19 protein-coding genes are annotated in these 23,058 nt (G+C 65.5%); 12 read left to right on the plus strand and 7 right to left on the minus strand.

Annotated features, from left to right (window positions below):
- Positions 1 to 2 precede the first annotated feature (2 nt).
- The 9 genes from murD (at position 3) to lpxC (ending at position 10,392) form a co-directional block, all read left to right on the plus strand.
- Positions 3 to 1,346, plus strand: coding sequence for a UDP-N-acetylmuramoyl-L-alanine--D-glutamate ligase (murD, locus tag D7325_RS16915; RefSeq protein WP_120997626.1), 1,344 nt, complete (start codon positions 3 to 5; stop codon positions 1,344 to 1,346).
- Positions 1,346 to 2,560, plus strand: a complete 1,215-nt coding sequence (gene ftsW, locus D7325_RS16920) for a putative lipid II flippase FtsW (RefSeq protein ID WP_120997688.1) — start codon at positions 1,346 to 1,348, stop codon at positions 2,558 to 2,560. Before murD ends, ftsW begins: the two co-directional genes overlap by 1 nt.
- Positions 2,550 to 3,620 (plus strand): undecaprenyldiphospho-muramoylpentapeptide beta-N-acetylglucosaminyltransferase, encoded by a 1,071-nt coding sequence (murG, locus tag D7325_RS16925; protein WP_120997627.1) that lies wholly within the window; start codon positions 2,550 to 2,552, stop codon positions 3,618 to 3,620. Before ftsW ends, murG begins: the two co-directional genes overlap by 11 nt.
- On the plus strand, positions 3,613 to 5,067 hold the full coding sequence (gene murC / locus D7325_RS16930) for a UDP-N-acetylmuramate--L-alanine ligase (protein WP_120997628.1): 1,455 nt from the start codon (positions 3,613 to 3,615) through the stop codon (positions 5,065 to 5,067). Before murG ends, murC begins: the two co-directional genes overlap by 8 nt.
- Positions 5,067 to 6,011, plus strand: coding sequence for a D-alanine--D-alanine ligase (locus D7325_RS16935; protein ID WP_120997629.1), 945 nt, complete (start codon positions 5,067 to 5,069; stop codon positions 6,009 to 6,011). Before murC ends, D7325_RS16935 begins: the two co-directional genes overlap by 1 nt.
- Position 6,012: 1 nt before the next feature.
- Entirely contained in the window at positions 6,013 to 6,873 is an 861-nt protein-coding gene (locus tag D7325_RS16940; protein WP_120997630.1) for a cell division protein FtsQ/DivIB, read from the plus strand.
- Between the two features lie 13 nt (positions 6,874 to 6,886).
- Entirely contained in the window at positions 6,887 to 8,134 is a 1,248-nt protein-coding gene (gene ftsA / locus D7325_RS16945; RefSeq protein ID WP_120997631.1) for a cell division protein FtsA, read from the plus strand.
- A gap of 48 nt (positions 8,135 to 8,182) precedes the next feature.
- Complete coding sequence (gene ftsZ, locus D7325_RS16950; RefSeq protein ID WP_120997632.1) at positions 8,183 to 9,367, plus strand: cell division protein FtsZ; 1,185 nt, start codon at positions 8,183 to 8,185, stop codon at positions 9,365 to 9,367.
- Positions 9,368 to 9,480: 113 nt separating this feature from the next.
- Positions 9,481 to 10,392: a UDP-3-O-acyl-N-acetylglucosamine deacetylase gene (lpxC, locus tag D7325_RS16955; protein ID WP_120997633.1), complete on the plus strand. Its 912-nt coding sequence runs from the start codon at positions 9,481 to 9,483 to the stop codon at positions 10,390 to 10,392.
- Positions 10,393 to 10,457: 65 nt separating this feature from the next.
- Here lpxC and D7325_RS16960 read toward each other — a convergent pair whose 3' ends face one another.
- Both D7325_RS16960 and D7325_RS16965 read right to left on the minus strand, forming a co-directional pair.
- On the minus strand, positions 10,458 to 10,991 hold the full coding sequence (locus tag D7325_RS16960; protein WP_120997634.1) for a ferritin-like domain-containing protein: 534 nt from the start codon (positions 10,989 to 10,991) through the stop codon (positions 10,458 to 10,460).
- Between the two features lie 91 nt (positions 10,992 to 11,082).
- On the minus strand, positions 11,083 to 11,472 hold the full coding sequence (locus D7325_RS16965; protein WP_120997635.1) for a Rho termination factor N-terminal domain-containing protein: 390 nt from the start codon (positions 11,470 to 11,472) through the stop codon (positions 11,083 to 11,085).
- Between the two features lie 339 nt (positions 11,473 to 11,811).
- On the opposite strand from D7325_RS16965, the gene rfbD reads away from it, so the two are divergent.
- Positions 11,812 to 12,735, plus strand: a complete 924-nt coding sequence (gene rfbD, locus D7325_RS16970) for a dTDP-4-dehydrorhamnose reductase (RefSeq protein WP_120997636.1) — start codon at positions 11,812 to 11,814, stop codon at positions 12,733 to 12,735.
- Positions 12,736 to 12,863: 128 nt separating this feature from the next.
- The gene (locus tag D7325_RS16975) at positions 12,864 to 13,766 is read left to right on the plus strand and encodes an AEC family transporter (protein ID WP_120997637.1); all 903 of its coding nucleotides are present in this window, start codon (positions 12,864 to 12,866) and stop codon (positions 13,764 to 13,766) included.
- Between the two features lie 180 nt (positions 13,767 to 13,946).
- On the opposite strand, the gene D7325_RS16980 is transcribed toward D7325_RS16975, so the two are convergent.
- Both D7325_RS16980 and D7325_RS16985 read right to left on the minus strand, forming a co-directional pair.
- Positions 13,947 to 14,669 carry a VC0807 family protein gene (locus D7325_RS16980; protein ID WP_120997689.1) on the minus strand — a complete coding sequence of 241 codons (723 nt, stop codon included), beginning with the start codon at positions 14,667 to 14,669 and terminating at the stop codon, positions 13,947 to 13,949.
- A gap of 76 nt (positions 14,670 to 14,745) precedes the next feature.
- Positions 14,746 to 15,693 carry a lysylphosphatidylglycerol synthase transmembrane domain-containing protein gene (locus D7325_RS16985; protein ID WP_120997638.1) on the minus strand — a complete coding sequence of 316 codons (948 nt, stop codon included), beginning with the start codon at positions 15,691 to 15,693 and terminating at the stop codon, positions 14,746 to 14,748.
- Positions 15,694 to 15,878: 185 nt separating this feature from the next.
- Here D7325_RS16985 and D7325_RS16990 point away from each other — a divergent pair, with 185 nt between their 5' ends.
- Positions 15,879 to 17,144 (plus strand): cytochrome P450, encoded by a 1,266-nt coding sequence (locus tag D7325_RS16990; RefSeq protein WP_120997639.1) that lies wholly within the window; start codon positions 15,879 to 15,881, stop codon positions 17,142 to 17,144.
- Here the strand turns inward: D7325_RS16990 and D7325_RS16995 are convergent.
- The 3 genes from D7325_RS16995 to purH all read right to left on the minus strand — a co-directional run bounded on the left by D7325_RS16995 (position 17,141) and on the right by purH (position 22,995).
- Positions 17,141 to 19,909 carry a hybrid sensor histidine kinase/response regulator gene (locus D7325_RS16995; protein ID WP_120997640.1) on the minus strand — a complete coding sequence of 923 codons (2,769 nt, stop codon included), beginning with the start codon at positions 19,907 to 19,909 and terminating at the stop codon, positions 17,141 to 17,143. The two genes, D7325_RS16990 and D7325_RS16995, sit on opposite strands and share 4 nt — an antisense overlap.
- Positions 19,910 to 20,023: 114 nt before the next feature.
- The gene (gene purD, locus D7325_RS17000; RefSeq protein ID WP_120997641.1) at positions 20,024 to 21,313 is read right to left on the minus strand and encodes a phosphoribosylamine--glycine ligase; all 1,290 of its coding nucleotides are present in this window, start codon (positions 21,311 to 21,313) and stop codon (positions 20,024 to 20,026) included.
- 77 nt (positions 21,314 to 21,390) lie between these two features.
- On the minus strand, positions 21,391 to 22,995 hold the full coding sequence (gene purH / locus D7325_RS17005; RefSeq protein ID WP_120997642.1) for a bifunctional phosphoribosylaminoimidazolecarboxamide formyltransferase/IMP cyclohydrolase: 1,605 nt from the start codon (positions 22,993 to 22,995) through the stop codon (positions 21,391 to 21,393).
- Positions 22,996 to 23,058 lie beyond the last annotated feature (63 nt).

Here is a 23,058-nt window from a genome sequence, read left to right on the forward strand (position 1 = left end):
GCGTGCTGATCGCATCCGACCAGTTCCGCATCGTCGTCGGGCTCGGCAAGAGCGGGATGTCGCTGGTTCGCCATCTGGCGGATCGCGGCTTGCCGTTCGCCGTGGCCGACACGCGTGCGAATCCGCCGGAACTGGCGACCCTGCGGCGTGATTTTCCGCAGGTCGAGGTTCGGTGCGGCGAGCTGGATGCCGACTTCCTGGCGCGTGCATCGGAGCTTCTGGTCAGCCCGGGGCTGGCGCTCAGCACGCGCGCGATCGCCGAGGCGGCCGCGCGCGGCGTGGCGATTTCAGGCGACATTCAGTTGTTCGCGCGCTTGGCCAAGGCGCCGATCGTGGCGATCACCGGCTCCAACGCCAAGAGCACCGTGACGACACTGGTCGGCGAGATGGCGCGTGCCGCCGGACGCCGGGTCGCGGTTGGCGGCAACCTCGGCACGCCGGCGCTGGATCTGCTGGCCGACGACGTCGAGCTGTATGTCGTCGAGCTATCGAGCTTCCAGCTGGAAACCACCGAGCTGCTGAATGCCGAAGTCGCGACCTGCCTGAACATCAGTGAAGACCACATGGATCGCTACAGCGGCTTGCCGGCCTACCATCAGGCCAAGCACCGCATCTTCCGCGGTGCGCGGCAGGTGGTGATCAACCGCGACGATCGGCTCAGCCGCCCGTTGCTCAGCGAGGAGGTGCCGGTCTGGTCGTTCGGTCTGGGCAAGCCGGATTTTCGCGGCTTCGGCCTGATCCAGGAGGGTGGCGAAGCTCACCTGGCGTTCCAGTTCGAGCCCTTGATGCCGGCGCGCGCCCTGCGCATGCGCGGCGCGCATAACCAGAGCAATGCCCTGGCCGCGCTCGCACTCGGCCATGCCGTCGGCCTGCCGTTCGAGCCCATGCTGGAAACGCTGCGCACCTTCGCTGGCCTGCCGCATCGCTGCCAGTGGGTGGGCGAGCACCAGGGCGTCGCCTTTTACGATGACTCCAAGGCCACCAACGTCGGTGCCGCGCTTGCGGCGATCGAGGGGTTGGGTGCCGATATCGCCGGCCGCCTGGTGCTGATCGCCGGCGGTGATGGCAAGGGTGCCGATTTCGCTCCGCTGCAGCCGGCGGTGTCGCGTCATTGCCGCGCGCTGGTGCTGCTCGGTCGCGACGCGGACAAGCTGGAGCGCGCGCTCGCCGGCGCGGCCCCGGTGATTCGCGTGGCCACCCTCGAGGAGGCCGTTCGTGCAGCTGCCGAGCAGGCGCAACCCGGCGATGCCGTGCTGCTGTCCCCGGCCTGCGCGAGCCTGGACATGTTCGCCAACTTCGAAGAACGCGGCCGGTTGTTCGCGGCGGCGGTGGGAGAGCTCGCATGATGCTTCGTGCGCTGCTGACTCGCCCGTCGCCCCTGTTCGGTCATCGCGGCATCGATCTGGATTTCCCGATGCTTGCCGGTTGCCTCGGCCTGCTCGGTCTCGGGTTGGTGATGATCACCTCCGCGTCGTCGGAAGTGGCGGCGGTCAATGCCGGGACGCCGCTGTATCACATGATTCGTCACCTCATCTATATCGCCCTGGGCCTGGCCGCCGCCGGCATCGTGCTGCTGGTGCCGCTCAAGACCTGGCAGCAGTTCGACTGGGCGCTTCTGCTCGGCGCCGTGGCGCTGCTGATCCTGGTGCTGATTCCGGGCATTGGCCGCGAGGTGAACGGATCGAGCCGCTGGATCGGCTTCGGCGCCTTCAACGTCCAGCCGTCGGAGCTGGCCAAGCTGTTCGTGGTCGTCTACCTCTCGGGGTACCTGGTGCGCCGACAGGCTGAAGTCCGCGAAAGCTGGGCCGGCTTCTTCAAGCCCTTCGTGGTGCTCATTCCCATGGCCGGGTTGCTGCTGCTCGAGCCGGACTTCGGCGCCACCGTGGTGATGATGGGGTCGGCTGCCGCGATGCTGTTCCTGGGTGGCGTGGGCTTGTTCCGTTTCGGCCTGATGGTCGTCCTCGCGGTGGGTGCGGTGTTCGTGCTGGTGCAGACCCAGGAGTACCGCCTGCAGCGCCTGATCACCTTCACCGATCCCTGGGCCGACCAGTATGGCGCGGGTTACCAGCTGACCCAGGCGCTGATCGCCTTCGGGCGCGGCGAATGGTTCGGCGTCGGGCTGGGCAACAGTGTGCAGAAGCAGTTCTACCTGCCCGAAGCACACACCGATTTCGTCTTTTCGGTGCTCGCTGAAGAGCTCGGCATGGTGGGTGCGCTGGCGACCGTGGCGCTCTTCGCCTTCGTTGGCGTGCGGGCCCTCTACATCGGCCTCTGGGCGGAGAAGGCCCGGCTGTTCTTTGGCGCCTATGTCGCCTGGGGCTTGGCGTTCCTGTGGATCGGCCAGTTCCTGATCAACATCGGCGTGAACATCGGCTTGCTGCCGACCAAGGGGCTGACCCTGCCGTTCCTAAGTTATGGCGGCAGCTCGCTGGTCATTACCTGCGTCAGCATGGCGTTGCTGCTGCGTATCGAATGGGAAAGCCGCGCGACGCTTGGCAGCGAAGATGCCGACTTCGCCGAGGCCGATTTCCTCGACGAGGAGCCAGCCCATGCGCGGTAACGTTCTGATCATGGCCGGTGGAACCGGCGGGCATGTGTTCCCGGCGCTGGCCTGTGCCAAGGAGTTCACGGCGCGCGGCTATACCGTGCATTGGCTCGGAACGGCCCGTGGGATCGAGGCGGAGCTGGTACCGGCGGCTGGTCTCATTCTGCACACCATCGGTATGACGGGCGTGCGTGGCAAAGGCGTCGCGGCGCTGATCAAGGCGCCGATGACACTGCTGATGTCGCTGCGCGAGGCGCAGAAGGTGCTCCGTGAGGTGCGTCCGGTCTGCGTGCTTGGGCTTGGCGGCTATGTCACCGGGCCTGGCGGTCTGGCGGCGAAGCTGGCGGGTATTCCGCTGGTGATCCATGAGCAGAACGCGGTGGCGGGTACGGCCAATCGCCTGCTCGCACCCTTGGCGGCGCGTGTGTGCGAAGCCTTCCCGGACACCTTCAAGCCCGGCGCCAAGCGGCTGACTACCGGCAATCCCGTTCGGGAAGAGCTGTTCCTCGAGACGCCGCGCGAGCCGCTTGCCGGTCGCCGGCCGCGCCTGCTGGTGCTGGGGGGCAGCCTGGGCGCCGAGCCGTTGAACAAGCTGCTCCCTGCCGCGCTGGGCCGGCTGGACGCGGCGCTGCGGCCGGAGGTTTTCCATCAGGCCGGCAAGTTGCACGCCGAGCTGACCGAGCAGCGTTATGCCGACGCGCAGGTCGCCGCGCAGGTCGCGCCGTTCATCACCGACATGGCTCGCGCCTACGCCTGGGCCGATCTCGTGGTCTGCCGGGCAGGTGCCCTGACCGTGAGCGAGATCGCCGCCGCTGGCCTGCCGGCCTTCCTGGTGCCGCTGCCGCATGCCATCGACGATCACCAGACACAGAACGCCAGGTACCTCGCCTCGGAAGGTGCGGCCATCGTGCTGCCGCAGGCCACGACCGACGAGACGATCCTGGCCACGGAGCTTAGCGAACTGATGAAACACCCGGAGAAACTCAAGACCATGGGCGCCATCGCCCGCCGCCTCGCGCATCCGGACGCGACGCGTCGAGTGGTCGACATCTGCCAGGAGGTGGCGCATGGCTAAGTCGCCCGCCGCGGTCAAGGCCGAAGTACGGCGCATGCGCCGCATCCGCCGTATCCATTTCGTCGGCATCGGCGGCGTCGGCATGTGCGGCATCGCCGAGGTGCTGCTGAACCTCGGCTATGAAGTGTCCGGCTCCGATCTCAAATCATCGGCCACCACCGAGCGGCTGGAGAGCTTCGGCGCAACCGTGCACCTCGGGCACAGCGCCGACAATGTCGAGGGCGCAGACGTGCTGGTCGTCTCGAGCGCGGTCAATGCCTCCAATCCCGAGGTCGCCGCGGCGCTCGAGCAACGTATTCCGGTGGTCCCGCGCGCTGAAATGCTGGCCGAGCTGATGCGCTACCGCCATGGCATCGCGGTGGCTGGCACCCACGGCAAGACCACCACCACCAGCCTGCTGGCATCGGTGTTCGCCGCCGGCGGGCTGGACCCGACCTTCGTCATCGGCGGGCGACTCAACGCGGCCGGCACCAACGCGCAACTTGGCAGCAGTCGCTACCTGATCGCCGAAGCGGACGAGAGCGACGCCAGCTTCCTGCATCTGCAGCCGATGGTGGCGGTCGTCACCAACATCGACGCCGATCACATGAGCACGTACGGCGGCGACTTCGGCAAGCTGAAGAAGACCTTCGTCGAGTTCCTGCACAACCTGCCGTTCTATGGCCTGGCCGTGCTCTGCGTCGACGATCCGGTCGTCCGTGAGCTGCTGCCGCAGATCGGCCGGCCGACGACCACGTACGGCTTCAGCGAAGACGCCGATATCCGCGCCATCAACGTGCGCCAGGAAGGCATGCGCACCTATTTCACGGTGCTGCGGCCCGGCCAGGCACCGCTCGATGTCTCGGTGAACATGCCTGGCGACCACAACGTCCTCAATGCCCTGGCCACCATCGCCATCGCCGGCGACGAAGGCATTGCCGACGAGGCCATCGTCCAGGGGCTGTCGGGCTTCCAGGGCGTGGGTCGCCGCTTCCAGGTGTATGGCGAATTGCCGGTCGAGGGTGGCAGCGCCATGCTGGTCGACGACTACGGCCACCACCCGCGAGAAGTCGCGGCGGTGATCAAGGCGATTCGCGGCGGCTGGCCCGAGCGCCGCCTGGTGATGGTGTACCAACCACATCGCTTCAGCCGCACGCGCGATCTCTACGAAGACTTCGTCCAGGTGCTGGCCGATGCCAACGTGCTGCTGCTGATGGAGGTCTACCCCGCCGGCGAAGATCCGGTGCCGGGCGCGGACAGCCGCAACCTCTGCCATAGCATTCGCCAGCGCGGCCAGCTCGACCCGATCTACGTCGAGCGCGGCGCCGATCTGGCGCCGGTCCTGCGTCCGCTGCTACGCGCCGGCGACATCCTGTTGTGCCAGGGTGCCGGTGACATCGGCGGCCTGGCGCCGCAGCTGCTCAAGAACCCCCTGTTTGGCAGCGAACGCGCTGCGAGGAAAGGCTGATGGACGCGCTGAAATCCACTCGCGATCCCCAGGCATTCGGCCGCGTCGCCGTGCTGTTCGGCGGGCACAGCGCCGAGCGCGAGGTGTCGCTCAAATCCGGCGCGGCGGTGCTCGAAGCGCTGCATGCGGCCAAGGTCGACGCCTTTGGCATCGATGTCGGCGATGACTTTCTCGTGCGGCTGACCCAGGAACGGATCGACCGTGCCTTCATCGTGCTGCACGGGCGCGGCGGCGAGGACGGCAGCATGCAGGGCCTGCTCGAGTGCGCGGGCATTCCCTACACCGGCAGCGGCGTACTGGCTTCGGCGCTGGCGATGGACAAGCTGCGCACCAAGCAGGTCTGGCAGAGCCTCGGCCTGCCGACTCCGCGCCATGCCGTGCTGGCGAGCGAGGCCGATTGCAAGGCCGCGGCCGAGGCGCTCGGCTTCCCGCTGATCGTCAAACCGGCGCATGAGGGCTCCAGCATCGGCATGGCGAAGGTGGAAGGGCTCGCCGAACTGATCGCGGCCTGGCGGGCAGCGAGCGCCTATGACGCGCAGGTGCTGGTCGAGCAATGGATCCAGGGCCCGGAGTTCACGGTCGCCATGCTGCGCGGGCAGATACTGCCGCCGATCGGCCTGGGCACGCCGCACACCTTCTACGACTACGACGCGAAGTACCTGGCGTCGGATACGCAGTACCGCATTCCCTGCGGGTTGGACGAGGCCAAGCGGCTCGAACTCGAGTCGCTGTCAGCGCGCGCCTGCGAGGCGGTTGGCGTTCAGGGGTGGGCACGGGTCGATGTCATGCAGGACGCCGAAGGGCGGTTCTGGCTGCTCGAGGTGAACACGGTGCCGGGCATGACCGACCACAGCCTGGTGCCGATGGCGGCCCGTGCGGCCGGTCTGGATTTCCCGCAGCTGGCCCTGGCGATTCTCGAAGACAGCCTCGAGGCAAGGGTCTGACATGGGCGCCATGCTTCGTCATTCGCAACCGCTGGGTCGCACACCGCTGCGCAAGCCGACCGCGCCGCGCGGGGCCAGCCGTCCGGTGGTCCGCGAGCCGCTGTCGGCACGCCTTCCGCGGCCGAGCCTCGCTGGCATCAAGCGCTTCGCCTGGCCGGTGCTGCTGGCAGGGCTCGTGATCGGCGGTTACGAGCTCGGCAAATACCTGTTGCCCTATGCCGACCGGCCGATCAGCAAGATCAGCGTTCAGGGCGAGCTGGCCTATGTCACGCGCGATTCGGTGCAGGCGCACATTGCACCGTTCGTCGAGGCGAGCTTCTTTACGGTTGATCTTGACGGCCTTCGCCACGATCTGGAGCAGATGCCCTGGATCGCGCATGCGCAGGTCCGGCGTGTGTGGCCGGACCAGATCGTCATCCGGCTGGACGAGCAATTACCCATCGCCCGCTGGGGTGAGGAGTCGCTTTTGAATAACAAAGGCCAGGCATTCGCGCCGAATGAACTGACCAATTATGAACACCTGCCGCAACTGCAAGGTCCGAAGCGGGCCCAGCAGCGGGTCATGCAGCAGTACCAGATGCTGAGTCAGATGCTGCGCCCGCTGGGGTTCTCCATTGCCCGCCTGGAATTGCGCGACCGAGGAAGCTGGTTCCTGACCACCGATCGCGGCATCGAGCTGCTGCTGGGACGCGATCGCCTCGTCGACAAGATCCGTCGCTTCGGCGCCATCTACGAAAAAGCGCTCAAGGACCAGGTGGACAACATCGCCCGGGTCGACCTGCGCTACCCCAACGGCCTGGCCGTTGGCTGGCGCGAGCCGATCCCGGCGGCGCCGGAAACCACCGTCGCCGCCAAGAATTGAGGACAGAGAAGACATGGCAAGCGTGCAAAGCGGCAAGATGATCGTCGGTCTGGACATCGGCACCTCCAAGGTGGTGGCGCTGGTGGGCGAGGTGACCGCCGATGGCGAGTTGGAGATCGTAGGTATCGGTACCCACCCGTCCCGCGGCCTGAAGAAAGGCGTCGTGGTCAACATCGAATCGACGGTGCAGTCGATCCAGCGCGCCATCGAGGAAGCGCAGCTGATGGCCGGTTGCCGTATCCACTCGGCGTTCGTCGGCCTCGCTGGCAATCACATCCGCAGCCTGAACTCGCACGGCATCGTCGCCATTCGCGATCGCGAAGTGAGCACCGCCGACCTCGAGCGCGTACTCGATGCCGCTCAGGCGGTCGCCATCCCGTCGGACCAGCGTGTGCTGCACACCCTGCCCCAGGATTACGTGATCGATAACCAGGAGGGCGTGCGCGAGCCGCTCGGCATGTCCGGCGTACGGCTCGAGGCGAAGGTGCATGTGGTGACCTGTGCGGTGAATGCCGCGCAGAACATCGAGAAATGCGTGCGCCGGTGCGGGCTCGAGGTCGACGACATCATCCTCGAGCAGCTCGCCTCGGCGCATGCGGTGCTCACCGACGACGAGAAGGAGCTGGGCGTCTGCCTGGTGGACATCGGCGGGGGTACCACCGATATCTGCATCTTCACCGAGGGTGCCATTCGCCACACGGCGGTGATTCCGATCGCCGGTGATCAGGTGACCAACGACATCGCCATGGCCTTGCGCACGCCGACCCAGTACGCCGAAGAAATCAAGATCCGCTACGCCTGCGCGCTGGCGAAGCTGGCAGGCGCCGGCGAGACGATCAAGGTACCGAGCGTCGGTGACCGTCCGCCGCGTGAACTGTCCCGTCAGGCGCTCGCCGAAGTCGTCGAGCCGCGCTACGACGAACTGTTCACCCTGATCCAGGCCGAGCTGCGTCGCAGCGGTTACGAAGATCTGATCCCGGCGGGCATCGTGCTCACCGGCGGCACGGCCAAGATGGAAGGCGCGATTGACCTCGCCGAGGAAATCTTCCACATGCCGGTTCGCCTGGGCGCACCGCAAAACATCAAGGGCCTGACCGATGTGGTCCGCAACCCGATCTATTCAACCGGTGTCGGCCTGCTGCTGTATGGGCTGCACAAGCAATCCGACGGCATCTCGCTGTCCGGTTCGAGCCAGTACGGCGACGAAACCAAACCATCTGTCCTGGAACGGCTGAAAGGCTGGGTCCAGGGCAATTTCTGAGCACCACGCAGTAACCAAAACTAGAAAGTACTGAAAGGAGAGAGGGAAATGTTCGAGCTCGTAGATCAGACCCCGCAAAGCGCAGTGATCAAGGTCATCGGCGTTGGCGGAGGCGGCGGCAATGCCGTCAACCACATGGTGCGCAACAGCGTGGAAGGCGTTGAATTCATCTGCGCCAACACCGATGCCCAGGCCTTGAAAAAGGTCGAGGTACGCACCGTATTGCAGCTGGGTTCCGGCATCACCAAGGGTCTGGGTGCCGGTACCAATCCTGAAATCGGCCGTCAGGCCGCCATGGAAGACCGCGAGCGCATCGCCGAAGTGCTGCAGGGCGCCGACATGGTCTTCATCACCACCGGCATGGGTGGCGGTACCGGCACCGGCGCGGCGCCGATCATCGCCTCGGTCGCCAAGGAAATGGGCATTCTCACCGTCGCCGTGGTGACCCGTCCGTTCCCCTTCGAAGGCCGCCGCCGCATGCAGGTCGCCGACGAGGGTATCCGCGCGCTGTCCGAGTGCGTCGACTCGCTGATCACCATCCCCAACGAGAAGCTGCTGACCATCCTCGGCAAGGAAGCGAGCCTGCTGTCCGCCTTCGCCAAGGCTGACGATGTACTGGCAGGCGCCGTGCGCGGCATCTCCGACATCATGCAGCGTCCGGGCCTGATGAACGTCGACTTCGCCGACGTGAAGACCGTCATGGGCGAAATGGGCATGGCCATGATGGGCACCGGCTGCGCCAGCGGTCCGAACCGTGCGCGCGAAGCCACCGAGGCGGCCATTCGCAACCCGCTGCTCGAGGACGTCAATCTGCAAGGCGCCCGCGGCATCCTGGTCAACATCACCGCGGGCCTGGACCTGTCGCTGGGCGAATACGCCGCAGTCGGCGAGATCATCGAGGCGTTCGCATCCGAGCATGCGACGGTCAAGGTTGGTGCAGTCATCGACGCGGACATGCGTGACGAGCTGCATGTGACGGTGGTCGCCACAGGTCTCAACTCGCGTACCGACAAGCCCGTCAAGGTGGTGGATAACACCGTCCAGCCGGCCCCGGTTGCCGTTCCGGCGGCGGCCGCGAAGACCGAGCAGGCGGCCGTCAACTACCGCGACCTGGAGCGTCCGACCGTGATGCGCAACCAGGGCCACGGCACGGCGGCGGCAACCAAGATGAACCCCCAGGAAGACCTGGATTACCTCGATATCCCGGCCTTCCTGCGTCGTCAGGCTGATTGAGCGAGGTAATCAAAGGGATAGCTGTGATTTGTATTCAGTAAAGGGGGCATCTGCTATGATCGCCCTCAATTGTTGAAAACAATTCGCAACTAGTGCTATAGCGAAGTTAAGCCATGATCAGACAACGCACCTTGAAAAACACCATCCGCGCGACCGGCGTGGGCCTGCATTCGGGCGAGAAGGTTTACCTCACGCTCAAGCCCGCACCGGTCGATACGGGGATCGTGTTCTGCCGCACGGACCTGCAGCCGCCGGTCGAGATTCCCGCGCGCGCCGAAAACGTCGGGGAAACCACGATGTCGACGACGCTGGTCAACGGTGACGTCAAGGTCGATACCGTCGAGCATCTGCTGTCGGCGATGGCCGGGCTGGGCATCGACAATGCCTACGTCGAGCTTTCCGCCTCGGAAGTGCCGATCATGGATGGCAGCGCAGGCCCTTTCGTGTTCCTGATTCAATCGGCCGGCTTGCAGGAGCAGGAAGCCCACAAGAAGTTCATTCGCATCAAGCGGGAAGTCACCGTCGAGGAAGGCGACAAGCGCGCCACGTTCCTTCCTTTCGATGGCTTCAAGGTGACGTTCGAGATCGATTTCGATCACCCTGTTTTCAAGGGTCGAACCCAGAATGCCAGCGTCGACTTTTCCAGCACGTCGTTCGTGAAGGAAGTCAGCCGCGCGCGGACCTTCGGTTTCATGCGTGACATCGAGTTCCTGCGTTCGCACAACCTGGCCCTGGGTGGCAGCGTCGACAACGCGATCGTCGTGGACGAGAACCGCGTGCTCAACGAGGACGGCCTCCGGTATGAGGACGAGTTCGTCAAGCACAAGATTCTCGACGCCATCGGCGATCTGTATCTGCTGGGCAATAGCCTGATCGGCGAATTCCGCGGCTTCAAATCTGGTCACGCCCTGAACAATCGTCTGCTTCGTACCTTGATGGAGCAGCGCGATGCCTGGGAAGTGGTGACCTTTGACGACCCACAGACCGCACCGATCTCCTATATGCGCCCGGTAGCGGCCGGCTAGCAGTAACTCTCCTTTCCTGTTTCAAGGCCACCTTCGGGTGGCCTTTTTTTCATGCGGGTTTCGACTCAGGCCATGCCGTCGAGCAGGCCTGCCATGTCGTCGGCGTGCTCTTCTTCCTGGGCGAGGATGTCTTCGAAGATCCGCCGGGTGGTCGGGTCCTTGTCGCCGAGGTACTGGACGATCTCACGGTAACTGTCGATTGCGATCCGCTCGGAGACCAGGTTCTCGAACACCATGTCGCGCAGGCCGTTGCCTTCGGCGTATTGCGCGTGCGCGCGTTCGGTGAGCGTGTCTGGGTTGAAATCCGGCTCGCCACCGAGTTGGACGATCCGCTCGGCGAGGCGATCGGCGTGTTCCTGCTCCTCGTTGGCGTGTTCGAGGAATTCATCGGCGGCCACGCTCGATTTCAGACCGGTCGCCATGTAGTAGTGGCGCTTGTAGCGCAGATAGCAGACCAGTTCGGTCGCCAAGGCCTCGTTCAGCAGCTGGATCACCATGTCCCGGTCAGCCGAGTAACTTTCGGTCACGGCACCGTTCTCGACGTGTTGGCGCGCTCGATCGCGCAGGGTTTTTTTGTCGCTCAGTTGTACGTAACTCATCAGGGTTTCCTCATTTCTTATAGGGGCAGCGGCCCGGCGGCAGGGCCGGCCGCTAGCTGTGATCGATGCCGCGGGAGAAAGGTTTCATCGCTCAGCGCAACGCCTTCACCAGCTCGTCCTTGCGCATTTTCGAGCGACCCGAAATGTCCCGTTGCCGGGCAAGCTTCATCAGGTCGTCCTTGGTCATGTCGTTCAGATCGTCATCGTCGGCGCGCGCAGATGAACGATTCTGCGGATGACCCTCGCGGGCTGCGGCGGCGCGCTGGGCGGAGTCCTCGCGGTCGGCTTTCTTGGCAGCGGGGCTTTTCTTGCGCCCGGACCCGCCAGGTCGCTCACCGCCGCCCGACTGCTTGTTGACCGTCGCCCAGGCACGAGCCTCGGCCTCTTCTTCCGGAACACCCTTGTGTTCGTAGCTTTCCTCGATATGGGCGGCTTTGCGCTGCTGCTTGTCGGTGTACTTGGATTTGTCGCCGCGGGGCATGGGACTGTTCTCCTGGCTGCGATTGATGCTCTGTCGACTGTGAGCAGGTCGGCGGGTTCGATCGTAGGGTCGAACGGCGCTGCGCCAGCGAACCGGCAACTTGTAATCAAATGTGGCGGAAGGGGAACAAAACGATCGTTGTCGGGCCTGAACGGAGCTGGCATGCCACCAGCCAATGTGCGGGTTACCATGTGGCGGCCTTTTCCTTGCAATGTGACGGCCCGCTGCATGACGGGGAGGCCGCGGTGGCAAGGTTTCCAAAGGGGTACGACCGATGCTGCCGTCGTAGGCAGCCCTGCCGTTTGCGGGTGCATCGAATCATCAAAGAGGCTTGAAAGAATGCGAATCCTTGTCTGCGGCGCGAACGGCCAGGTCGGTCGAGAAATCGTCGACCGTGCGGCTGCCGCTGGCGTCGATGTGCTGGCAACGACCCGTCAGACCTTCGATATCACCCAGCCCCGGCAGGTCGAGAGCCTCTTCGAGCGCGAGCGGCCCGAGCTCGTGATCAACGCCGCGGCCTTCACGCACGTCGACAACGCGGAAACCCATTCCAAGGAAGCCTACGCCATCAACCGCGACGGCCCCGCCTGCCTGGCCAGGCTTTGTGCGCAGGCGGATGTGCCGCTGTTCCACCTGTCGACCGACTACGTGTTCGCCGGGGACGCGAACGTCCCCTACAAGGAGTCCGACCCGACCGGGCCCACCGGCGTCTACGGCGCCAGTAAGCTCGCGGGCGAGCAAAGGATCCAGGCCGCCTGTCCGCATCACCTGATCCTGCGCACGAGCTGGGTCTACGGCGTGCATGGGCACAACTTCGTCAAGACCATGTTGCGCCTGGGCGCACAGCGCCGCGCGCTGTCGGTCGTTGCCGATCAGGTTGGCTGTCCGACGCATGCCGGCAGCATCGCCGACGTGCTGCTGACGCTCGCCCGCCGTTATCGCGAAGAGGGCCGGCTTGCGTGGGGGCTCTACCACTACAGCGGGACGCCAGCCTGTTCCTGGTACGACTTCGCCAACGAGATATTCGACCAGGGGCATGCGCAGGGCTTGCTCGCCGTGAAGCCCTCGGTGTCTCCGATCAACACCGACCAATACCCGACCCCGGCCCGGCGCCCGGCCTGGTCGGTCATGGATTGCAGCCTGTTCGAGAATACCTTCGGCCTTCAGCCGGACGACTGGCGCAGCAGCCTGGCGTCCGTGGTCGCCGAGCTGGGCAGGCAGGCAGCGGAAGATCGGGGCGCTCCCAAGCGTTCACATGCCTGAGTACCCAGCCCGAAAGCGGCTCTAACGCGTTTTTGGCTTCGCTGTAAGCGGGGCGATGACGGAGTATCCTTGCGCGCGTTCGACCAGGGCGCGGAAATCACTCCAAGCCCGCCGAGGGAGTGATCTGCATGCTGGTGATTCAAGCGATTCTGCCCATCTTCGGGCTGATCGTGCTCGGCTACCTGATGGGCAGACGCCAATGGCTGGCGGAGGAGGCGGCGGCCGGGCTGGCGGCGGTGACCTTCAAGCTGTTCATGCCGGCCATTCTATTCACCGGCATCGCCAAGGCCGACCTGGGTGACGGCCTGTCGCCGATGTTGCTGATCGGGTATTTCGGGCCGGTCTTTCTGGTTTTCATCGGCATCAACCTGATTGCGCACCGTGGCTGTCGGCGTGCCACCCCGCTGGGGCTCACGGCGTCCTATTCGAACAACGTGCTGGTCGGCATTCCGATCGTGACGACGCTGCTGGGGTCGCACAGCCTGGTGTATGTGTTCGCCATCCTGGTCTTTCACAGCCTGATCCTGTTTTCCACGCAGAGCTTCTACGCGGCGTTTGGCTCGCATGAGCGCGTCGACCCGCGGGCGCTGCTGCGCAACCTGGCCAATCCCCTGATCGTCGGGCTGTTGGCCGGCGCGCTGCTGAACGTTTCCGGGCGGTCGCTACCCGAGCCGCTTTGGCGCATGGCTGGCTGGCTCGCCCAGGCTGCGCTGCCCTGTGCGCTGATCGTGCTCGGCCTGAGCCTGTCGCGCTATCGGCTGCGCCCGAGCACGACGGTGATGGGGCTGACCCTGGTGAAGCTGGGGCTCTTCCCATTGCTGGTCTGGTGGCTGGCCCTGCGATTGCCCGGTCTGGATCCGGAAGCACAGGCCGTATTGGTGGTGCTGGCGGCCTGTCCAAGCGGGGTGAACGTGCTGGCCTTCGTGAAGCACCCGGACGACAGCCGTGTGGTCAGCTCGACGGTGTTTCTCTCCACTGTCCTGGCGGTCATCACCTTGCCACTCTGGCTGTTCGTCACGGGCGCCCAGTGACAGCGTGAGACGCCGCTCGGCGGGAGCTGGCGAACGTCCGGCAGACCCTGCCTGTCCACCATAAAGGTGGATGTTCGGAGTTCGATATGACCAGGTTTCTCGATGGCACCGCCGGCGTGGTCACCATCATCGGTGTGATCATGGCCGTGGCGGTGTACCAGATCTTCTTCTGACGGCGCTTCAGTGCTGCCGCTGACCGTGTCCCGGGTGCGCGAGGATGTCTTCCAGCCGCAGCCCGGTCATGCCGTGGATGGTGCGCCAGAGGAAATAGAAGATCGCGACCATCATCAGCGTGCTGGGTATGGCGATCATCGGGTAGCTCAGCAGCGTCATGCGTCCGAGTTCGGCATTGAAGGCTTCGCTGCCGGCCGGGCTGACCACGATCCAGCGCGCCAGGCCGTAATTCATCGCCGATGAGAAGAAGAAGGTGCCGCTCAGCCAGAGCGTCGCGCGCTGCAGGCGGGTTTCGAACTGCTCGGACAGGCCGCGCTGCTCCAGTTGTTCCTGGATTCGCGCGACATTCAGGACCTTGGGGTTGTAGAGCAGCGTGCGAATGAGCGGGTACCGCGTGCGCGTCGAGATCAGCACCGCGAGGCCGAGAACGCCGGGAACGGCGGCTTCCTTGATGGCCAGCCACTGGGTGTCCAGCTTGAGCAGGCCGATGCCGCCCGTCAGCAGTACGCTGACCAGCCCGAGCAGCGCGATCCAGTTGAGCTTGCGGTTGCGTACCAGCTCCAGCAGGCCCCAGCCCAGCGGAAAGGCAAGTGCCAGCAGGAGGGCGCCGTCGGCACCCAGCCGTGCCTCGCCGCTCAGCTTCATCAGGATGACGGAGGGAATGGCGATACTGATGATCAGGTCCAGCAGGGGATGGGCTTGGCGGTCGGGTGAGTCGGGCTGGGTCATGGAACGGGCTTCGAATTGCGGTGCAGCATGATCGCCTGATGGGGCGCCCATGGCCAGAGGCGTTTCGTCGGTCCGCTCATCGGCTCCGTGCGCGGCGGCGACCCAGCGACCACTGGCCGGCCTCGAAGCCGAGGACGACCAGGATGGCGAGCGCGAAGGGCAGGAGCAGGTACAGCGCGCGAAAGACGATCAGCGCCGCAAGGACATCGGCGGTCTTGAGTTCCGGCATTGCCGCGAGGAAGGTCACCTCCAGCACCCCCAGCCCGCCTGGCGCATGGGACAGCAGCGCCAGCGAGAACGAGGCGAGGAACACGCCCAGCACGATCAGGTAGCCGGGGTTGTTCTCGTTCGGCAGCGCGAAATAGATGATTGCGGCGGCGCAGGCCAGTTCGAGCGGACCCGCCGCCAGCTGGCGGGCGATGGTCGCGAGCTTCGGGCATTCGATCGACCATTTGCCGAGTCGCCAGGGCGCGCGACGGTGCCAGGCCATCCCGACATACAGGGCCACTAGCATCAGCAACGCGGCACCGAGCCCGCGACCCAGCCAGGGGTCGATCTCGACGACACGGCTGAGCACGGTCGGCTTGGTCAGCAGCACCACGCCGGCCAGCAACACGGTGCCGAGCACGAAGGTCAGCGAGCAGAACACGATCAGCACGCCGATCTCGTGAGGCGTCAGGCCCTTGCTGCGGTAGGCGCGGTAGCGCACCACCGCGCCGGAAAACACCGAGGCGCCAATGTTGTGCGCCAACGCGTAGGTGGTGAACGAGCAGAGGGTGATGAACCACCAGGAGATGTGCTTGCCCAGGTGATTCATCGCGATCCGGTCATACCAGGCCAGGGCAACATAGGCGCCGAGTGTCGCCAGGCCGGCCAGCAACCAGTCGCCGGTGCCGATGGCTTCCAGGCTTTCGGTCAGCTCGGCGAGCGACAGGTTGCGAACCTCGTGATACAGCAAGTAGCTGGACAGCAGCACTGCCGCAAGGCCGACCAAGGTCCATGCGACATCGCTCCGTTTCATCATCAATGGGGGCTCCTTGGCCTCGGCTACGTGGCGGTATCGACGGATCGATGCGGCCACTCCACGTTACATCGGCAGCCATAGGATCGATTTGTTCACTCTCAACCGTCACCGGTCGTTTCCGGCCACGGCACCCGGCGGGCGCCGTATGGTCCCACAGCCAGAGACCTGACCCAAGAGAGCCGACCATGCGCCCTATCCCTGAGGACGATCGCCTCGACAGCTCACTGGCGCTGATGCGCGAGGGCTATGGCTTCATACGGAGTCGATGCGAGCGTCTCGAAAGCCCCGTCTTCCGCACGCGCCTGCTGCTGCAGGACACGCTCTGTCTCAGCGGGACGGAGGCCGCCCGGCTGTTCTACGACGAATCCCGGTTCGTGCGTGCCCACGCGGCGCCGCGGCTGCTGAAGAAAACGCTCTTCGGCGTCGGTGGCGTACAGGGGCTCGATGGGGAGGCGCATCGTCGACGCAAGGCGCTGTTCCTCGCAGTGCTCGACGAGGCGCAGGTGGCGGCGTTGGTGGCGATCGCGCGGCGGCACTGGTTGCGGGCGATCGAGCAGTGGTCTGACGGCCGTCGCATCGTGCTGCTCGAGGCCGTGCAATTGATCCTTACCCGCGCCGTCTGTGAGTGGGCCGCGGTGCCGCTGGCGGCCGACGAGGCACAGGCGCGGTGTCAGCAGCTGGCGGCCATGATCGACGGTGCCGGGGGTGTCGCAGCCCGGCATTGGCAAGCACGACGGGCGCGCCGCGAGGCCGAGGCCTGGGCCGCCTCGTTGATCGAGGCGGTCAGGTCCGGACGGCTTGCGGTGGATTCGACCTGCGCGCTGGCAAGGGTCGCCTCGTATACCGAGCTGGACGGCGATCGCTTGCCGGACGGCATCGCCGCGGTCGAGTTGTTGAACCTGCTGAGGCCGACGGTGGCGGTCGCCCGTTTCATTCTCTACGCGGCGCTCGAGCTGCATGAGCGGCCCGAGTGGCATGAACGTCTTCGCCAGGACGAAGGCATGATCGAGCCGTTCGCGCAGGAGGTCAGGCGCCTGTACGCCTTCTTCCCCTTCGTGGCGGCGCGCGTTCGCGATGACTTCGAGTGGAATGGCTTCGCGTTTCCCAAGGGTACTCGCGTGCTGCTCGACCTATTCGGGACCAACCGCGACGCACGTACCTGGACGTCGCCGGATCGGTTCGATCCGGAGCGCTTCCTTGACTGGAACGGCGACCCCTACAGCCTCGTCACGCAGGGCGGCGCCGACGCACGGCAGCAGCACCGGTGTCCTGGCGAACGGCTGGCGATCGAGTTGCTCAAGGACGGGCTGCGGATCCTGACGCGCGAGATGAGCTACCGGGTGCCGCCCCAGGACCTGAGGCTGGATCCCGGACGGATGCCGGCCGAGCCGCCGAGTCGCTTGGTTCTGGATCGTGTGGAGCGCTGTGCCGGTTCTGAACCGGCGCGCTAGGCGTCCGGGTGCAGGGCTTCCTTCGCCGCGACCCAGTACTCGATGAGCTCGCGCAGCTGGTTGAGTTCGACGGGCTTGGACATGTGCCCGTCCATGCCGGCCTTGCGCGCGCGCTCCTTGTGCTCGCTCATGATGTGCGCGGTAAGCGCGACGACCGGCGTGCGCGGACGACCCTCGGCCGCCTCCCAGGCACGCAGGCGCTCGGTCGCCAGAAAGCCGTCCATGACGGGCATTTCGCAGTCCATCAGCACCAAGTCATAGGGGTGCCGCTTGATGGCCTGGATGGCCTCCTCGCCGTTGCTGGCGGTATCGGCCTGCAGGTTGAGTTTTTTCAGCATGCCGCGGATGACCTTGGTCGAAACGCTGTTGTCCTCTGCAACCAGGATGCGGAAGCCGTCGGGGACCCGAAGCGTATCGGCCGGCGCGGTGCTGCCGATGGGGGCGCCGACCGTGTGACCGGCCAGTTCCTCGGCGAGGGTCGTCTTGAGGGTGTAGCCGGCCACAGGCTTTGTCAGAACGCGCTTGATGCCGGCATTGCGCGCATTGATCTTGCCCGGCGCCGAGCTCATCCCGGTCAGCATGATGAGCAGCGCGTCATGCGGCAGGTTGAGGTCTTCCTTGATCTTCATGGCCAGCTGCAAGCCGGTCATGCCGGGCATGTCCTGGTCGAGCAGCACGACATCGAAATACTCGCCCAGGTGCGCCCGTGTACGCATCAGCGCAAGCGCCTCGCGGCCGGACGGTGCGGTGCTGACCTGCATGCCCCAGCCGGCGCACTGCTGGAGCAGGACCTTGCGGCAGGTTTCGTTATCGTCGACCACCAGCAACCGCGCGCCGCGCAGCGGGCGGTCGAGATCGGCGGCGCTCGGCAGCACGTAGTGGCCTTCCAGCGGCAGTGTCAGCCAGAGGGTGTTACCGACCCCCTCGGATGCCGGCCGCTCGACGCCGAGTTCGCCGTGCATCAGGTGCACCAACTGTCGGGCAATGATCAACCCCAGCCGGCCGCCGAGCTGGGACGCCGCCAGGAAGTCGCGGCTTTCGAGCGCAGTGTCGCGCTCCTCGATCTCCAGCGGCTCGCCATTGTCCTGCACGCGCAGGGTCAGACGGCCTGACTGGAAGGTCGCCGACAGCAGCACTTCGCCGTTCTCGGTCTGCCGGAAGGCGCTTTCCAGCAGCCCGACCAAGGCCTGTCGCAAGCGCGTCGGATCGCCGCTGACGACCTGCGGAACCTGCGGTTGGATCAGGCTGATGAGCTCCACATGCTGCTGCTCGGCCCGGGTACGGAACATGTCGAGGCATTCGCTCAGCAGCGCGTGCAGGTCGAATTGCACATCCTCGATTTCTATTTGCCCGGATTCGAGCTTGGAAACGTCGAGGATCTCGTTGATGAGGTTCAGAAGCTCATTGCCGGAGCTGTGAATGGTCTGGACGTAGTCACGCTGCTTGGCCGACAGCGACGTGCCCAGCAGCAGTTCGGTCATGCCCAGCACGCCGTTCATGGGCGTGCGGATCTCGTGGCTGATGCGGGCGAGGAAGTCCGCTTTCGTCCGGTTCTCGGCCGAATTGACCGCCGCGGCGGTGAAGCGCGACTGGGTTTCCGCGCGAATGTGCCGCTGCCGCTCGACCAGCGCGAAGCTGAGGATCAGCCCGCTGACGGTAGCTACGCTGAATACGCCACTGACCAGCCAGCCGGGATGGAGTTGATCGGCACCGAACAGAACCGGCAGGAAGAAGCCGAAGCCGCCGTTGAACAACAGCATGCCCGCGATCACCAGCCGTGCCGGCGTGTAGCCCCGGCGCCAGTGGTGGAGCGCCAGGAGCGGGACGGTGAGGGTCGTCATCAGCACCAGGGCATAGATCAGCCAGCTCTTCCAAACCGATGGGAAGAGCACGATCGAAAGCATGGTCACGCTGATCGCACCGATCTCTGCGGCGAACAGCACGCGCATCCAGAGCGACCACCTGCGGAAGAAGCTGGCGGCGAATCCAAGCAGGGTCAGTGCGGCGAGCAGCGCTGAGACGTCGGCGATCAGCGACTGGCTGTAGCCCAACCGGGGGAACCAGACCGCCAGCATGCCAAGATTGGCCGCCGCGCACCCGAGCAGCGCGGCATGCGCAAGACCGAGCCAGGCATAGGGCGCACTGAAGGTGTAGGCGAAGCGCAGGAAGCAGTGGATGGCCAGGAGGGCGAGGGCGCCCAGTAGCGCCCCGAAGAGATAGGCGGGCTTTTCCTGGGCGACCAGTTCGGCCTCGTCGATGACGTCGAACCACACCATCAGCGGATGGTTGGACTGCATGCGTATGTAGGCTTCCCTGGGTTCGGCGTCGTTGGGCAGGGAAAACAGATAGGCACGCGCCGGCAGCGGTCTCGAGCTGAGCGAGTGCTGCTCTCCGGTACGGACGTGCTCCCGGACGCGGCCGTCCTGGAGGAGGTAGTAATCCAGTTGCTGCACGCGAGGCGCGAAGATCCACAGCCAATGCGGCGCCCGGTAGCCGGGCATGTTCACGTGCAGCCAGATGGCCTTGTCGTCGGCGGGTGCGGTGAAGGCGTGCTTGTCGACGCGCTGGAACAGATGGCGCTGCTCGAGCACCTCGGCAAGCGAGAGTTCACCCGATTCGTCGATCAGCATCCGCCAGGTGGATGCCGCACTCGACGCGCGCCCCTCGCTGGCAAGCGGGCGCGGCAGACCGTCCTGTGCGGCGGCGTCGAGCGTCGGCAGGAACAGGCCGAAGATGAATGCCAGGGCGATCCGAAGCCGGCGCACGCGTGAAGTCCTTTCGGGTGTGTTACGCCGGATTATAGCCACGGCCCTGATACGCATCGCTGCGAAAAGACGGTCGATCATCGGCCTTTCCACAATACGTACCAAGGCGTGTCATCAGCTGTGAGCCTGTTCGCGTGCGATCGCCCGGTAGCCGATGTCGCGGCGGTAGAAACAGCCGCTCCAGCCGATCTGCTCGGCCAGCGCGTAGGCGTTGCGCTGCGCCTCGCCGACGCTATGGCCGAGGGCGGTCGCGCAGAGCACCCGGCCGCCCGCGGTCACCACCTCGGCATTGGCCAGCGCCGTCCCGGCATGGAAGACCTTGCCCGGCAGGCGCGCCGCCGCGTCGAGCCCGCCGATCGGCTGGCCCTTGGCGTAGTCGCCCGGATAGCCGCCGGCTGCCAGCACCACGCCCAGGCTTGGGCGTGCATCCCAGCGGGCCTCGACCTTGTCGAGGGCTTCGGCGAGCGCGGCTTCGACCAGCAGCACGAGGCTGGACTCGAGGCGCAGCATGATCGGCTGGGTTTCCGGATCGCCGAACCGGCAGTTGAACTCGATCACCTTGGGCGCGCCCTGCGCATCGATCATCAGGCCGGCATAAAGGAAGCCCGTATAGCGGTTGCCCTCTGCGGCCATGCCGCGAACGGTGGGGTAGATGACCTCGGCCATGATGCGCTCATGGACCTCGGGCGTTACCACCGGGGCGGGCGAGTAGGCGCCCATGCCACCTGTGTTCGGGCCGGTGTCACCATCGCCGACGCGCTTGTGGTCCTGGCTGGTGGCCATCGGTAGCACGTTGGCGCCGTCGACCATGACAATGAAGCTTGCTTCCTCGCCGTCGAGGAATTCCTCGATCACCACGCGTGCCCCGGCGTCGCCGAACGCGTTGCCGGAGAGCATGTCACGCACGGCGGCTTCGGCTTCGGCAAGGGTCATCGCGACGATGACGCCCTTGCCCGCCGCCAGCCCGTCTGCCTTGATGACGATCGGTGCGCCTTTTTCGCGCAGGTAGGCCAGTGCCGGTTCGACCTCGGTGAAGTTCCGATAATCGGCGGTGGGGATGGCATGACGCGCGAGGAAATCCTTGGTGAACGCCTTGGAGCCCTCCAGTTGGGCGGCGGCGGCGGTGGGGCCGAAGATGGCCAGGCCGCGCGAGCGGAACAGGTCCACCACGCCCTTCACCAGCGGGGCCTCGGGGCCAACGATGGTCAGCTGCGCGTGCTGCTCGGCGAAGTCGGCCAGCTGCTCCAGGGCCACCACGTCGATGGGGACGTTCTCGCACTTGGCCTCGGTCGCGGTGCCCGCGTTGCCCGGCGCGACGAAAACCTTGGCGACGCGGGGGTCCTGGGCAACCTTCCAGGCCAGCGCGTGCTCGCGGCCGCCGCTGCCGATGATCAATACGTTCATGACTCGATTCTCTTGTCGGAAAGCCTGAAGTGGAGCCGAAGGCGCAGGACCTGGCTTCCGGCTTCAGGCTTGCAGCCTTAGTGTCGGAAGTGGCGCATGCCGGTGAAGACCATCGCGATACCGGCCTCGTCGGCGGCGGCGATCACCTCGTTGTCGCGCATCGAACCGCCTGGCTGGATGACCGCGGTGATGCCTGCCTGCGCCGCGTTGTCGATACCGTCGCGGAAGGGGAAGAAGGCGTCCGACGCCATCACCGCGCCTTGCACCTGCAGGCCGGCATGTTCGGCCTTGATCGCGGCGATACGAGCCGAATTGACGCGGCTCATCTGGCCGGCGCCGACACCGACGGTCTGGCGATTCTTCGCATAGACGATGGCGTTCGACTTGACGAACTTGGCCACCTTCCAGGCAAAGATGAGGTCGTGGATTTCCTGCTCGGTCGGCGCACGTCGCGTCACGACCTTCAGGTCCGCCTCGGTGACCATCGCAATGTCACGACTCTGTATCAGCAAGCCGCCGTTGACACGCTTGAAGTCCCAGCCCGGCGTCCGCGAGGCCGGCCACTGGCCGCACTCGAGCAGCCGCACATTGGCCTTGCTGGCGACGGCCTCGCGGGCCTCGGCGCTGATGGTCGGTGCGATGATGACCTCGACGAACTGCCGCTCGACGATCGCGCGGGCAGTGTCGCCGTCCAGCTCGCGGTTGAACGCGATGATGCCGCCGAACGCCGATTCGCTGTCGGTGGCGTAGGCCAGCTCGTACGCCTTGCGGATGCCACCTTCGTTCTCCGGCACCACGGCGACGCCGCAGGGGTTGGCGTGCTTGACGATGACGCAGGCCGGTTTGACGAACGTCTTCACGCATTCCAGCGCGGCGTCGGTGTCGGCCACGTTGTTGAACGACAGTTCCTTGCCTTGCAATTGGCGGGCCGTGGCGACGCAGGCCTCGGTCGGGTTCTCGATGTAGAACGCCGCTTGCTGGTGCGGGTTTTCGCCATAGCGCATGTCCTGCGCCTTGACGAACTGCAGCGAGTAGGTGTGCGGAAACAGGCTGCGGTTTTCGGTCGACAGCGACTCGGCGCCCTGGTCGATCCCGCCGAGGTAGTTGGCGATCATGCCGTCATAGGCGGCAGTGTGTTCGAACGCCTTGAGCGCCAGGTCGAAGCGCTGGGCGTAGGTCAGGCCGCCGGCCTGAAGGTTGTCGATGATCGCCGAGTAATCGTCCGAATTGACGACGATGGCCACGTCCTTATGGTTCTTCGCGGCGCTTCGAACCATGGTCGGGCCACCGATGTCGATGTTCTCGATCGCGTCGGGCAGGGTGCAGCCTGGCTTCGCGACGGTCGCGGCGAAGGGGTAGAGGTTCACCGCGACCAGGTCGATGGGCTTGATGTCGTGCGCGGCCATGACGTCGCCATCGCGATCGCGACGGCCGAGGATCCCGCCGTGGATCTTCGGGTGCAGCGTTTTGACGCGGCCATCCATCATTTCCGGGAAGCCCGTGTAGTCTGCCACTTCGACGGCGTCGATCCCTTGTTCGCGGAGCAGCTTGTAGGTGCCGCCCGTGGAGAGGATTTCCACGCCGAGCGCGCTGAGGGCACGGGCGAAATCGACGACGCCGGTCTTGTCGGAGACACTGATGAGGGCGCGGCGGACGGGTAGGCGGGTGGTCTGGTCGGTCATTGGCGATTCCACAGGGTGCGAGACTGGCTCAGGGCGGGCGCTCGGTGGCGAGCGACGGGCCTG

Origin of the sequence: Stutzerimonas urumqiensis, assembly GCF_003640395.1 — a bacterium.
Taxonomy (GTDB): Bacteria; Pseudomonadota; Gammaproteobacteria; order Pseudomonadales; family Pseudomonadaceae; genus Stutzerimonas; species Stutzerimonas urumqiensis.

Coding starts and splice junctions, on each gene's coding strand:
- ftsW (WP_120997688.1), top strand. CDS start 1,346: ATGCTTCGTGCGCTGCTGACTCGCCCGTCGCCCCTGTTCGGTCATCGC.
- murG (WP_120997627.1), top strand. CDS start 2,550: ATGCGCGGTAACGTTCTGATCATGGCCGGTGGAACCGGCGGGCATGTG.
- murC (WP_120997628.1), top strand. CDS start 3,613: ATGGCTAAGTCGCCCGCCGCGGTCAAGGCCGAAGTACGGCGCATGCGC.
- D7325_RS16935 (WP_120997629.1), top strand. CDS start 5,067: ATGGACGCGCTGAAATCCACTCGCGATCCCCAGGCATTCGGCCGCGTC.
- D7325_RS16940 (WP_120997630.1), top strand. CDS start 6,013: ATGGGCGCCATGCTTCGTCATTCGCAACCGCTGGGTCGCACACCGCTG.
- ftsA (WP_120997631.1), top strand. CDS start 6,887: ATGGCAAGCGTGCAAAGCGGCAAGATGATCGTCGGTCTGGACATCGGC.
- ftsZ (WP_120997632.1), top strand. CDS start 8,183: ATGTTCGAGCTCGTAGATCAGACCCCGCAAAGCGCAGTGATCAAGGTC.
- lpxC (WP_120997633.1), top strand. CDS start 9,481: ATGATCAGACAACGCACCTTGAAAAACACCATCCGCGCGACCGGCGTG.
- D7325_RS16960 (WP_120997634.1), bottom strand. CDS start 10,991: ATGAGTTACGTACAACTGAGCGACAAAAAAACCCTGCGCGATCGAGCG.
- D7325_RS16965 (WP_120997635.1), bottom strand. CDS start 11,472: ATGCCCCGCGGCGACAAATCCAAGTACACCGACAAGCAGCAGCGCAAA.
- rfbD (WP_120997636.1), top strand. CDS start 11,812: ATGCGAATCCTTGTCTGCGGCGCGAACGGCCAGGTCGGTCGAGAAATC.
- D7325_RS16975 (WP_120997637.1), top strand. CDS start 12,864: ATGCTGGTGATTCAAGCGATTCTGCCCATCTTCGGGCTGATCGTGCTC.
- D7325_RS16980 (WP_120997689.1), bottom strand. CDS start 14,669: ATGACCCAGCCCGACTCACCCGACCGCCAAGCCCATCCCCTGCTGGAC.
- D7325_RS16985 (WP_120997638.1), bottom strand. CDS start 15,693: ATGATGAAACGGAGCGATGTCGCATGGACCTTGGTCGGCCTTGCGGCA.
- D7325_RS16990 (WP_120997639.1), top strand. CDS start 15,879: ATGCGCCCTATCCCTGAGGACGATCGCCTCGACAGCTCACTGGCGCTG.
- purD (WP_120997641.1), bottom strand. CDS start 21,313: ATGAACGTATTGATCATCGGCAGCGGCGGCCGCGAGCACGCGCTGGCC.
- purH (WP_120997642.1), bottom strand. CDS start 22,995: ATGACCGACCAGACCACCCGCCTACCCGTCCGCCGCGCCCTCATCAGT.